The 11,520-nt window shown below is 60.1% G+C and carries 12 protein-coding genes; 10 read left to right on the top strand and 2 right to left on the bottom strand.

The genetic code is table 11. From position 1 onward, the window contains the following. Positions 1–140 precede the first annotated feature (140 nt). From tkt to B0H98_RS16505, 7 genes are all read left to right on the top strand, one after another. Complete coding sequence (gene tkt / locus B0H98_RS16535) at positions 141–2,132, top strand: transketolase (protein ID WP_106376171.1); 1,992 nt, start codon at positions 141–143, stop codon at positions 2,130–2,132. Between the two features lie 2 nt (positions 2,133–2,134). Beyond that, positions 2,135–2,488: a CidA/LrgA family protein gene (locus B0H98_RS16530; RefSeq protein WP_106376170.1), complete on the top strand. Its 354-nt coding sequence runs from the start codon at positions 2,135–2,137 to the stop codon at positions 2,486–2,488. After that, positions 2,478–3,200 carry an LrgB family protein gene (locus B0H98_RS16525; RefSeq protein WP_106376169.1) on the top strand — a complete coding sequence of 241 codons (723 nt, stop codon included), beginning with the start codon at positions 2,478–2,480 and terminating at the stop codon, positions 3,198–3,200. Before B0H98_RS16530 ends, B0H98_RS16525 begins: the two co-directional genes overlap by 11 nt. Before the next feature lie 72 nt (positions 3,201–3,272). Then, positions 3,273–4,334 carry a type I glyceraldehyde-3-phosphate dehydrogenase gene (locus B0H98_RS16520; protein WP_106376168.1) on the top strand — a complete coding sequence of 354 codons (1,062 nt, stop codon included), beginning with the start codon at positions 3,273–3,275 and terminating at the stop codon, positions 4,332–4,334. 52 nt (positions 4,335–4,386) lie between these two features. Beyond that, complete coding sequence (locus B0H98_RS16515; RefSeq protein ID WP_106376187.1) at positions 4,387–5,556, top strand: phosphoglycerate kinase; 1,170 nt, start codon at positions 4,387–4,389, stop codon at positions 5,554–5,556. A 65-nt stretch (positions 5,557–5,621) separates the two neighbouring features. Next, positions 5,622–6,686, top strand: a complete 1,065-nt coding sequence (gene fba, locus B0H98_RS16510; protein ID WP_106376167.1) for a class II fructose-bisphosphate aldolase — start codon at positions 5,622–5,624, stop codon at positions 6,684–6,686. A 171-nt stretch (positions 6,687–6,857) separates the two neighbouring features. Next, on the top strand, positions 6,858–7,175 hold the full coding sequence (locus B0H98_RS16505; protein ID WP_244183208.1) for a hypothetical protein: 318 nt from the start codon (positions 6,858–6,860) through the stop codon (positions 7,173–7,175). A gap of 4 nt (positions 7,176–7,179) precedes the next feature. Here the strand turns inward: B0H98_RS16505 and B0H98_RS16500 are convergent, their stop codons facing one another. Beyond that, positions 7,180–7,644: a hypothetical protein gene (locus B0H98_RS16500; protein ID WP_106376165.1), complete on the bottom strand. Its 465-nt coding sequence runs from the start codon at positions 7,642–7,644 to the stop codon at positions 7,180–7,182. 283 nt (positions 7,645–7,927) lie between these two features. On the opposite strand from B0H98_RS16500, the gene B0H98_RS16495 reads away from it, so the two are divergent. From B0H98_RS16495 to B0H98_RS16485, 3 genes are read left to right on the top strand one after another with little or no spacing between them, the layout of a single operon-like run. Next, on the top strand, positions 7,928–8,626 hold the full coding sequence (locus tag B0H98_RS16495; RefSeq protein ID WP_106376164.1) for an HAD-IA family hydrolase: 699 nt from the start codon (positions 7,928–7,930) through the stop codon (positions 8,624–8,626). A gap of 2 nt (positions 8,627–8,628) precedes the next feature. After that, complete coding sequence (locus B0H98_RS16490) at positions 8,629–9,003, top strand: translation initiation factor Sui1 (protein ID WP_106376163.1); 375 nt, start codon at positions 8,629–8,631, stop codon at positions 9,001–9,003. 60 nt (positions 9,004–9,063) lie between these two features. Beyond that, complete coding sequence (locus B0H98_RS16485) at positions 9,064–9,972, top strand: nuclease-related domain-containing protein (protein WP_106376162.1); 909 nt, start codon at positions 9,064–9,066, stop codon at positions 9,970–9,972. Positions 9,973–9,981: 9 nt separating this feature from the next. On the opposite strand, the gene B0H98_RS16480 is transcribed toward B0H98_RS16485, so the two are convergent. After that, a complete protein-coding gene (locus B0H98_RS16480; RefSeq protein ID WP_106376161.1) occupies positions 9,982–11,313 on the bottom strand; it encodes a deoxyguanosinetriphosphate triphosphohydrolase in 1,332 nt (443 codons plus the stop codon). Between the last annotated feature and the right edge of the window lie 207 nt (positions 11,314–11,520).

Below are 11,520 nucleotides of genomic sequence, written 5' to 3'. Positions count from 1 at the left end.
TTGGGGGGCAGAGTCTACACGCTGTCGGCCCTGCTTCCCATAACGCACGAGGCAGAATTTGCCGCCATATTTGCCGCCACCTGGGAAGTCGGCGACAATAGCGCCTTTCATCTTTCCGTTTTCAGGCGAGGAGCACCCCCATGCCGTCCCGTTTTGAGCTGGCCAATGCCATTCGCGCCCTTTCCATGGATGCCGTTCAGAAGGCCAAATCCGGCCACCCTGGCGCCCCCATGGGCATGGCTGATATTGCCGAGGTGCTTTGGAATGACTACCTCAAGCACAACCCCGAAGACCCCAAGTGGGCCGATCGTGACCGTTTTGTGCTGTCCAATGGGCACGGCTCCATGCTGCTCTACTCGATGCTGCACTTAAGTGGCTACGAACTAAGCCTGGAGCAGCTGCAAAATTTCCGCCAGCTGCACTCACCCACCGCCGGCCACCCGGAATTCGGCTACGCCCCGGGCATCGAAACCACCACCGGCCCCTTGGGCCAGGGTTTCGCCAACGCCGTGGGCTTTGCGATTGCCGAGAAGACGCTGGCGGCGCAGTTCAACCGCCCCGGCCACACCATCGTTGACCACCACACCTGGTGCTTTCTGGGCGACGGCTGCCTGATGGAAGGCATTTCCCACGAAGCCGCGTCGCTTGCCGGCACTCAGCAGCTTGGCAAGCTGATCGCGCTTTACGATGACAACGGCATTTCGATCGACGGTGAAGTGGAAGGCTGGTTTACCGACGATACCGCCAAGCGCTTTGAAGCCTACGGCTGGCACGTGGTACCCAATGTCGACGGCCACAAGCCCGAAGAGATCAAGGCGGCCATCGAGCTTGCCAAGCAGAACGGCGACAAGCCCAGCCTGATCATCTGCAAGACCATCATCGGCTTTGGCTCGCCCAACAAGCAGGGCAAGGAAGAGTCTCACGGCTCCCCGCTGGGTGAAGAAGAAGTCGCGCTGGCACGCAAGCAGCTCGACTGGCCTCACGCGCCGTTCCATATTCCCGAGCCGGTCTACTCAGGCTGGGATGCTCGCGAAGCCGGCAAGACCCGCCAGCAGGAGTGGGAAACCCGCTTTGCCCGCTACACGGAGGCCTTCCCCTCCGAGGCACACGAATTCAAGCGCCGCATGAAGGCCCAGCTGCCCGCAGAGCTTGCCACCGAAGCGCTGATCCAGCAGGCCCAGGAAAAGGGCGACAGCATCGCTTCGCGCAAGGCGTCTCTGGAAGCGCTCAACGTGATTGGCCCGCAGATGCCGGAGCTTCTCGGCGGCAGCGCGGACCTTGCGCCTTCGAACCTGACCTTCTGGAAAGGTGCCAAGGCGATCACCCCGGAAGATGCCAGCGGCAACTACCTGCACTACGGTGTGCGCGAGTTCGGCATGGGTGCGGTGATGAACGGTATCGCCCTGCACGGTGGTTTCGTGCCCTATGGCGCTACCTTCCTGATCTTCATGGAGTACATGCGCAACGCCGTGCGCATGGCAGCGCTCATGGGTCAGCAGGCCATCTACGTCTTCACTCACGACTCCATTGGCCTGGGTGAAGATGGCCCGACCCACCAGCCGATCGAGCAGCTGACCAGTTTGCGCACCACGCCGAACCTGAACACTTGGCGCCCGTGTGATGCGGTGGAAACCGCCGCCGCCTGGGATGCCGCCATCAAGCGCCATTCCGGCCCGACGGCGCTGGTGCTTTCGCGCCAGAACCTGCCGCACCAGCAGCGCGACAAGGCCCAGCTGGCCTCCATTCAGCGCGGCGGCTACGTGTTGAAAGACACAGATGCCACGCCGGAGCTGATTCTGATTGCCACCGGCTCTGAAGTGGCGCTTGCCATGGACGCGGCGGCCGAACTCGAGAAGCAAGGCAAGGCGGTGCGCGTGGTGTCCATGCCCTCGACCTACCGCTTCAACGGCCAGGACGCCGAGTACCGCGAAAGCGTTCTGCCGAGTCGCGTTACCAAGCGTATCGCCATCGAAGCAGGCCACGCCGACTACTGGTACAAGTACGTGGGCCTTGAAGGCCGCGTGATCGGCATGACCACCTTTGGTGAATCAGCGCCGGCAGGCGAGCTGTTCAAGCACTTCGGCTTTACGGTCGAGAACATCCTCAAGCACGCCAACGAACTGCTTGGCTAACCATGCCTGCTCTGGTTGGCTTTCTATGGCTGATTAGCTACTGGCTCATCGGTGAAGTGGTCATCCACTTCACCGGTCTGCCTATCTCTTCCGGGGTGGTCGGTATGCTGCTGCTGAGCATCACGCTGGCTTTTCATGGTCGCGTACCCGGCAGCATTGCCGCCGCCGCTCAACCGCTGATTGCCCTGCTCGCCATGCTGATCATGCCAGGCGTGGTCGGCGTGTTCTTTATTGTCGATGAGCTCGCCGGCCAGTGGCCGGCGATTCTTTGCGCCCTGGTACTGGGCACCCTTTTGAGTGTGGCCACTACTCTGTGGCTGCTCAAACGCCTGATGGGAAAGCAGCATGCCCGCTAACTCCCTGTTAAACACCTTGAATGCGACCCCGCTGTTTGCCGTGGGCCTGACGCTTACAGCGTTTCTGCTGGGCAACCTTGTTTTCAAACGCTTGAAAAAGCCCACTTGGCTGCCGGCCATTCTGATTGCCGCGCTGCTGCTGGCCGCGACCCTCGCGGTCATTGGCCTGCCTTATGAACGCTACCGCGACGATGCCCGCTGGCTGACCATTCTGCTGGGGCCGGCCACGGTAGCGCTGGGCATGCCGCTTTATCAGCAGTTGCCGCACATCCGCGCGCTCTGGCGGCCGCTCACCGTCTGCCTGCCCATCGCGGCAAGCCTGGCGGCGTGCTACGCGGTCATGATTGCCTGGCTGCTGGGCAGTTCGCCGCTCATTCTGGCCTCCATTGCTGCCAAGTCCGTCACCGCCCCTATCGCCATTGGCATTACCGAGCAGATCGGCGGCTCGGTGGCGCTGCTGCTGGGGGCACTGCTGGTTACCGGCGTTGCCACGGCGGCGTTCACGGGCATCGCCGCACGGCTTTTGCAGATCGAGGATGATCGCATTATCGGCTTTGCCCTGGGGCTTAACGGCCATGCCATCGGCACGGTGCGTGCCTTTGAGATCAGTCCGGCCGCCGGGGCCTTTGCTTCGCTGGGCATGAGTCTGACCGGCATTTTTACCGCACTGCTGCTGCCGCTGGCCTGGCACCTGATAGGCGTGGGCAGCTGAAATACGCTATCATCGCCGATGCCTTGATTAACCACGGTCACTGATTCACTTTTTTAAGAGCCGCCTCCCTGCATGGCTAATTCTGCCTCTACGCACGCCACGACCTATCGCATCGCCATCAATGGCTATGGACGCATTGGTCAGTGCGTACTGCGTGCCCTGGTGGAACGTGGCGACCCGTCGCTTGAAATCGTCGCCATCAACGAACTTTCAGATCTTGCCACCATTACCTATCTGACCCGCTACGATACCACTCACGGGCGTTTTCCCGGCGAGGTCGAGAGTGACGGCGAGTGGCTGGTCGTCAATGGTCAACGCATCCGGGTGCTGTGCGAAAAGGATCCCAGCGAATTGCCCTGGGCGGCGCTGGATATCGATCTGGTACTGGAGTGCTCGGGCAGCTTCAAGGACCGCGCGACCGCTGAAAAGCATCTGACCGCGGGCGCCAGGCGCCTGCTGTTTTCACAGCCGGCCGAGAACGATGTCGATGCCACCATCGTGTGGGGCATCAACCAGCACGAGCTTACGCCCTCCCAGCGCATTCTTTCCGCGGCGTCGTGCACCACCAACTGCCTGGTGCCGCTGCTTACCGTGCTGGATGAAGCGCTGGGGCTGGAGCATGGGGTGACCACCACTATTCACTCGGCGATGAACGACCAGCCGGTGATTGATGCCTATCACCAGACCGACCTGCGCCTGACCCGTTCGGCCATGCAGTCCATCGTGCCGGTGGATACCGGCCTTGCGCGCGGTATCAGCCGGCTGATGCCTGGCCTGGCTGGGCGCTTTGAATGCCTGCACGTGCGCGTGCCCACCATCAACGTCTCCGCCATGGACGCTGCGCTGACCGTGCGCCGCGACACCAGCGCCGAGGAAGTCAACGCGCTGCTTCAGCACGCAAGCCAGACCCATCTTGCCGGGGTGCTCGGCTTTACCGAAGCGCCCATGGCATCGATCGATTTCAACCACGACCCGCACTCGGGTATTTTCGATGCCACCCAGACCCGCGTGGCTGGCAAACGCCTGATCAAGCTCTTATGTTGGTTCGATAACGAGTGGGGATTCGCCAACCGCATGCTCGATATCGCTCAACGCCTGGCGGTGCTCTCCGAGGAGACCGCCGCTCAGTCATAGGTTGTCATATCACTATCCGATTCACCGCCTGGAAGACGAGGAAACCGCTCACATGAACGTGCAAAAAATGACCGATCTGCCCCTGGAAGGGCAACGCGTGCTGATTCGTGAAGACCTGAACGTGCCGATCAAGCATGGCAAGGTATCCAGCGACGCGCGCCTGAAAGCGGCGCTGCCTACCCTCCAGGCGGCAGTAAAAGCGGGCGCCAAGGTGATGCTGATGAGCCACCTTGGCCGCCCCACCGAAGGTGACGCCGACAAGGAGTTCTCGCTTGCCCCGGTGGCGGCGCACTTGAGCGAGTTGCTGGGCCAGCCGGTCAAGCTGATCAGCGACTATCTGCAAACCCCACCGACGCTTGAAAACGGCGAAGTCGTGCTGCTCGAGAACGTGCGCTTCAACGAGGGCGAAAAGAAGGATGCCGAAGCGCTTGCCAAGCAGTACGCCGCTCTTTGCGACGTGTTCGTGATGGACGCCTTCGGCACCGCTCACCGCGCCCAGGCATCGACCCACGGCGTTGCCCGCTTTGCGCCCAGCGCCTGCGCTGGCCCATTGCTTGCCCAGGAGCTGGATGCCCTCGAGAAGGCGCTTGCCAACCCCGCACGCCCCATGGCCGCCATTGTGGGCGGCTCCAAGGTATCCACCAAGCTTGACGTGCTCACTGCGCTTTCCGAGAAGTGCGATCAGCTGATCGTGGGCGGCGGCATCGCCAACACCTTTATCGCCGCGGCGGGTTATAATGTAGGCAAATCACTCCACGAAGCGGATCTGGTCGGCCAGGCGAAAGCGCTGATGGAGAAAGTGTCGATTCCGCTGCCTACCGATGTCGTGGTGGCGACCGAATTTTCAGAATCCGCCGAGGCGGTGGTCAAGCCGGTGGATCAGGTGGCCGACAACGAGATGATTCTGGATATCGGCCCTGAAACGGCGGCGCATCTGGCCGGTATGCTGAAAGACGCGGGCACCATTTTGTGGAATGGCCCGGTTGGCGTGTTTGAAATCGACCAGTTTGGCAAGGGCACCGAAGTCATCGCCCAGGCCATTGCCGAAAGCACGGCGTTTTCTATTGCCGGCGGGGGTGATACGTTAGCCGCCATTGATAAGTACGCCATTGCCGATCGCGTCTCGTATATCTCCACCGGCGGCGGTGCATTCCTTGAGTACGTTGAAGGTAAGCAGCTGCCTGCCGTTGTCGCGCTCGAAGAAGCCGCCAAGCGCGGCTAACATTAAACGAATTGACGGCAGATAACCGCACTCGTTCACACTGATAACTTGAAGAAGGTGACCCCATGGCTTTGATCAGCATGCGTCAGATGCTCGACCACGCCGCCGAATATGGCTACGGCATTCCGGCATTCAACGTCAACAACCTCGAACAGATGCGCGCGATCATGGAAGCGGCGGACGCGACCGATTCGCCGGTGATCGTCCAGGCCTCCGCTGGTGCCCGCAAATATGCTGGCGCCCCTTTCCTGCGCCACCTGATCCTGGCCGCCGTTGAAGAGTTTCCGCACATTCCGGTGGTCATGCACCAGGACCACGGCACCAGCCCTGCGGTCTGCCAGCGCTCCATTCAGCTGGGCTTCTCCTCGGTCATGATGGACGGGTCCTTAGGTGAAGACGGCAAGACACCCACCGACTACGCCTACAACGTTGACGTGACGCGTCGTACCGTCGAAATGGCCCACGCCTGTGGCGTTTCCGTCGAGGGCGAACTTGGCTGCCTGGGTAGCCTGGAAACCGGCATGGCCGGTGAAGAGGACGGCATCGGCGCGGAAGGCAAGCTGGACATGGAACAGCTGCTGACCGACCCGGAAGAAGCCGCCGAGTTTGTGAAAGCGACTCACGTGGATGCCCTGGCAATCGCCATCGGTACCAGCCACGGCGCTTACAAGTTCACCAAGCCGCCGACCGGCGATACGCTGTCTATCCAGCGTATCAAAGAGATCCACGCGCGTATTCCGGATACTCACCTGGTCATGCACGGCTCCTCGTCTGTGCCCCAGGAGTGGCTCGAGGTGATCAACCAGTACGGCGGCGAGATTCCGGAAACCTACGGCGTACCGGTCGAAGAAATCGTTGAAGGTATCAAGCACGGCGTACGCAAGGTCAACATCGATACCGACCTGCGTCTGGCGTCAACCGGTGCAGTGCGTCGCTTCATGGCGCAGAACCCATCCGAGTTTGACCCGCGCAAATTCCTCAAGGAAACCGTGACGGCCATGCGCGATCTGTGTATCGCCCGTTACGAAGCGTTCGGTACCGCAGGCAACGCCAGCAAGATCAAGCCGATCAACCTGGAAGAGATGTTCAACCGCTACGAACGCGGTGAGATGGACCCGAAAGTCAAGTAAGACAGCGTATGACGCATAGGAAAAGACGGCCATCTGGCCGTCTTTTTTTGTAACTAGCAGTAGGCAAGCACAAATAGTTATTGCATTGCAGCATAGAGAAGCCAACACTGGTCAGACGTTCATCCACGGAGTTTTCCCATGACACGAGCTGCTCAGCCTGGATTAATCCCCATGTCACCTTTCGCGCTGCTGGATGTATGGCAGGTCAGCGTGATGGCGTTCGAACTCTGGACATCGTCCTTTTCCACCATTGCCCAGCGTAACCAGCTCTGGCAAACGCAGCCTTTTTACAGCCCGCGGATGATCAAAGAGAATCAGCGCATGGTGACTGAAAAGCTCGAAGCCGGCATTGAGGCAGGTCTCGCCATGCAAAAGACCTTCCTCAATATGCTTGGCGGCCAGCACGCTCCTTGGTGGGTAACCAGCCGCCAAGCCATGCAGCCTTACCATCAGCGCAGCAGTGCCAATTCAAGGCGCCTGGCGCGCTAAACGCTTACTGCTTGGCATTACTGTCCTGCTCGCTTTCGCCATCGTTGTCGTCGTTGCTCTTTTCATCTTCGCCGGCTTCAATGGCGTCTTCAGCGCTGCCGGTGCCGCCCGTACCGCCTTCCGTTTCCTGGCTGTCGGCATCACCATTATGCGCAGTGACCGGCTCACCACCGTCACTTTCTACTTCTTCGCTCTCTTCATCGTCGTTTGCCGTATTGCCACTATCGGCCGTGCGCGTGTTTGTCTCGTCTTGTGTGTCGGCATTGTCTGCATCATCGGCTGTCGCCGCATCGTCATCACGCTGAACGGCGCCGGCCTTGATACCATACTTCTCTTCAAGAGCGGCATCGTCCAGGGGCTCATGTTGCCCGCTATCACTTTCGGGCTCAGATTCGGCAAGGGCACTGCCTGCCGTCGCCAGCAGCGGAGCACTCAGCATCAGCGAAAGCAGCCAAGGGGTTAGGCGCATGGAAAGCTCCTTTTCATGATTCATGCAATATTGCCTCTCTACTATAGCCGTTCTTGGGCTCATTAAGCTAAAGGGTATAGAAAACACGCTTTTAATGCGTTGAACATCTGGTTGAACCCTCTCTTTTCAAACGCCAATACTGGTTTTCCTAAGGGAATGCAGAAAAGCAGCCGGAAAAAATTATGAAACAGTGTTCACAAAAGGTTTAAAATCCCGTTCAATAGACATTTGGCTGGTTTTAACCAATACGGGTAGCGTTTGAGTCGCTGCAAGGATCCCTCCAATGCCGCTTCCACTTTTGCTGTTTGATTGTGATGGCACCCTCGTCGATAGTGAACCGCTTCTCGCTGAAGAAATGGCGACTGGTCTCAACTCCGTTGGCTTACCGTTCGCTGCCTCAGATTATCTGGGCGAATTTCGCGGCGCCCGCTTCCGACGTATCGTCGCCGAACTGCAACAGCGCCACGGAGAGGTAGACCCCGAGCAGCTCAATCAGATGGAAAGCGTCATGCGCGCCAGGCTGGCCGACCGGCTCGCTCAGGAGCTTACGCTGATATCCGGTGCCGGCGAAGCGCTGGCAGCACTTGCCTCCTATCCTAGTGCGGTAGTGTCCAACGGCCCTGAAAGCAAGATCCAGACAGCCCTGCAAACCACAGGACTTACCACTTACTTCGGTAACCGCCTGTTTAGCGGGTATACCGCCAACTGCTGGAAGCCCGAGCCCTGCTTGCACCTGCACGCTGCCAGTATCATGGGTTATAGTGCGCAGAACTGTATCGCCATTGATGATGCACTGGTGGGCGTACGCGCAGCGCTGGACGCGGGCATGACGGTCATCCATCTCAACCGTTTTCCCGAGGCTGAAGAGACTCCGGAAAACGCCATCATGATTCGCACTATGCATCAGCTGCCTGGCGTGGTCGAACGACTCTACCGGGACGTTTGGCGTACCCCCCTACCCCAACGATCCATCGGAGGATAACCATGGGCTCCTTACGTGACCAGCTCGGCGGGCTTGTGTATTCCACCGAACATGGCAAGACTTGCCCTGGCTGCCGTGAAGCGCTGGATGAGTGCCGCTGTGACGAGAGCGGTGAGCAGGCGCGCCTTGCCGCGCTGGATGGTATCGTGCGCATTCGTCGTGAAACCAGCGGCCGCAAGGGCAAGGGTGTCACCACGATCAGCGGTATTCCGCTGGCCAGCGCCGAGCTCAAGACGTTTGCCAAGACGCTCAAGAAGCGCTGCGGTACCGGAGGGGCGGTGAAGGACGGCGTGATCGAGATTCAGGGTGATCATCGCGAAACGCTGCGCGAAGCGCTAACCGCCCAGGGGTACAAGGTCAAGCTGGCGGGCGGATAGCCGAAATCTCCACTCTCAGGCTTGCCGCGGGGGCAGGCCGCTAAAAGGCAAGGCACTGTAATGGTTTGGCTGGAATACCTGCTACCGCTCATTTTTCTCTTTCCCATGGCTGCCATGGGCGGCATCGTGATCGCGCTGCGTAGCCTGCACGATGCGCGCGTTCAGTCGCCTTTCGATGCGCCGCTGCGCGAGCCGGGGCAAGCGCTGCGCCATCGTCTCGACCAAGCCTTTTCCAGCCTGTTTCTAAACGGTGCCCTGGGGCCCATCATCAGCCTGGCGCCGCTGGTATACGGCATGGGCAGAATGCTGTTCGTCAGCCGTCAGGAGTGGGTTGAGTGGGCACTCTACGGGCTATTGAGCACATTACTGGTTCTCGCCTTTTCGCTGCTGCTGGTACGCGATTACCAGCGCATTCGCCGGCTTAAACTAGGCCTTGCCTGCGAGCTGGCCGTGGGCCAGGAGCTTGAGCGGCTGATCCGCCCCGAGGCCCACCCCTATTACGTCTTTCATGATGTACCCACCGACAGCTTTACCATCGACCACGTGGTGGTCACGCCTCACGGTGTTTTCGTACTCGAAACGCGTGCTCGGGCGCTGGCGATCGGCTCTGACGGGCGCGAACTGAATCAGGTAGCAGTAGAGCGCGAACGGCTACGCTTTCCCCATTGGCATGAGCGTCGGCCGCTACACAAGACTCGCCAGGCGGTGGCCTGGCTCACCCAGTGGCTGGAGCGGCGCTGCGGCGTACCGGTGCCGGTACGTGGCGTGCTGGTGCTTCCCGGCTGGGAAATCGATACGACCGAATCAGCGGGCGATGTTCTGGTGGTCAGCGGCGAGCAGCTCTCCAAGCAGCTTACCGATCTGAAGCCGGGCACGCTCAGCGACCCAATTCACGACAAGATCATTTATCTTCTGATGGAACGGGCGCGGCTGGTAGAGCTGCGCCATCTGCGTCAGCCGTCGGTCTAACCATCCTCATCAATCGCCGCGCAGCCGTCCGCCCATCTCCTGAGCCAGATCCACGGCGTAGTGGTCGGTCATTCCACCAATGAAATCCAGCATGCGCCGGTAACTTTCATACAGTGGCCAGGAAGGTAGCGGCGTGTTCTCACCGATCAGAGCCAGCACCCGCTGGTGCTTGAAAGACGACTGCCCGGTGTGATGCAGCTCATGCGCGGCTCCGATGAAAGCTTCCAGCAGAATACCCAGCGTCGTGTAGGCACCGATCTCGAGCTTGGCCTTGCGCTCATTCTGGAAGATACGTTCACGAGCCAGCTGCTTGGCGGCCTGAACGCCCCACCCCAGGTCCGGATGGCAGAGTTCGAGCAGATCCTCCTTGAGAGTACCGCTTAATAGCGCCTGCTCGTGCTGAACGAATACCGCACCTACTTCGTTGACCGCCCGCTCCATGGCCGCACCGCGCAGCAGGGCAATACGCCGACGCTGGGAGACCTGGCGATTCTGCATCTCTTCGTATTCGGGGGGAAATTCGCCAGCGATCTGACGCAGAATTTCCACGACCTCTTCGTAGCGCAGAATGCCCATTTCCAGGCCATCTTCAAGATCCAGCAGGGCGTAGCAGATGTCGTCCGCGGCTTCGACCAGCCAGGCCAGCGGGTGGCGACACCAGCGCTGCTCGCCCTGGGGCAACAGGCCTACCGCCTCGGCCACCTCGGCAAGCAGCGCCTGCTCGGACTGATAGCAGCCGAACTTGCCCGCGCGTCCGCTGTAGCGCACGGTCCAGGGGTACTTGAGCAGAGTACCCAGCGTGGCCGCCGACAGACGCATACCGCCGTTGAACTGGTTATATTCAATCTGGGTGATGACTCGAAAGCCCTGCGCGTTACCTTCGTAGGTCAGCAAGTCTTCCCGCTCGGCTTCTGAAAGCCCTTCAAGCAGGCCAGTGCCTTGAGCGCGCCGAAACCAGTCGCGAATCGCATACTCGCCGGCATGGCCGAAGGGAGGATTGCCAATATCGTGGCCAAGGCAGGCGGTCTGGACGATGACGCCCATGTCCGCCGGGGTGATCCACTCAGGAAGACGGTCGTGCAGCAGCTCACCCACGATCATGCCTAGCGAACGACCCACACAGCCGACTTCCAGCGAGTGGGTCAGCCGCGTATGGATATGGTCATTTTCGGTCAACGGGTGTACCTGGGTCTTGCGCCCCAGGCGCCGGAAGGAGCCTGAAAAGACGATCCGATCGTGATCCTTGTGGAAGGGCGTGCGGCCGATTTCCCGCGTATGGCCCGGGCGTTGGTCGTGAAGACGTCGTGGGGAGAGTAGCTGGTCCCAGCGCATTTGTGTCATGGCAATCCTCCTTGAGAAGTGCATTTTGACACAGTTTGGATAGCTAAGTGAGATGTGAACCGCATTCACGGCTCTGCCTTTCTTCCACGCAAAAAAAATCCCCCGAGGCGTAAGCCCCGGGGGATTTTTCACAATAAGTGCCTGACGATGACCTACTCTCGCATGGGGAGACCCCACACTACCATCGGCGCTAAGCGGTTTCACTAC

Origin of the sequence: Vreelandella songnenensis (assembly GCF_003002925.1) — a bacterium.
Classification (GTDB): Bacteria; Pseudomonadota; Gammaproteobacteria; order Pseudomonadales; family Halomonadaceae; genus Vreelandella; species Vreelandella songnenensis.
This window is presented reverse-complemented; position numbering and strand designations above follow the sequence as displayed.

Coding starts and splice junctions, on each gene's coding strand:
- tkt (WP_106376171.1), top strand. CDS start 141: ATGCCGTCCCGTTTTGAGCTGGCCAATGCCATTCGCGCCCTTTCCATG.
- B0H98_RS16530 (WP_106376170.1), top strand. CDS start 2,135: ATGCCTGCTCTGGTTGGCTTTCTATGGCTGATTAGCTACTGGCTCATC.
- B0H98_RS16525 (WP_106376169.1), top strand. CDS start 2,478: ATGCCCGCTAACTCCCTGTTAAACACCTTGAATGCGACCCCGCTGTTT.
- B0H98_RS16520 (WP_106376168.1), top strand. CDS start 3,273: ATGGCTAATTCTGCCTCTACGCACGCCACGACCTATCGCATCGCCATC.
- B0H98_RS16515 (WP_106376187.1), top strand. CDS start 4,387: ATGAACGTGCAAAAAATGACCGATCTGCCCCTGGAAGGGCAACGCGTG.
- fba (WP_106376167.1), top strand. CDS start 5,622: ATGGCTTTGATCAGCATGCGTCAGATGCTCGACCACGCCGCCGAATAT.
- B0H98_RS16505 (WP_244183208.1), top strand. CDS start 6,858: ATGTCACCTTTCGCGCTGCTGGATGTATGGCAGGTCAGCGTGATGGCG.
- B0H98_RS16500 (WP_106376165.1), bottom strand. CDS start 7,644: ATGCGCCTAACCCCTTGGCTGCTTTCGCTGATGCTGAGTGCTCCGCTG.
- B0H98_RS16495 (WP_106376164.1), top strand. CDS start 7,928: ATGCCGCTTCCACTTTTGCTGTTTGATTGTGATGGCACCCTCGTCGAT.
- B0H98_RS16490 (WP_106376163.1), top strand. CDS start 8,629: ATGGGCTCCTTACGTGACCAGCTCGGCGGGCTTGTGTATTCCACCGAA.
- B0H98_RS16485 (WP_106376162.1), top strand. CDS start 9,064: ATGGTTTGGCTGGAATACCTGCTACCGCTCATTTTTCTCTTTCCCATG.
- B0H98_RS16480 (WP_106376161.1), bottom strand. CDS start 11,313: ATGACACAAATGCGCTGGGACCAGCTACTCTCCCCACGACGTCTTCAC.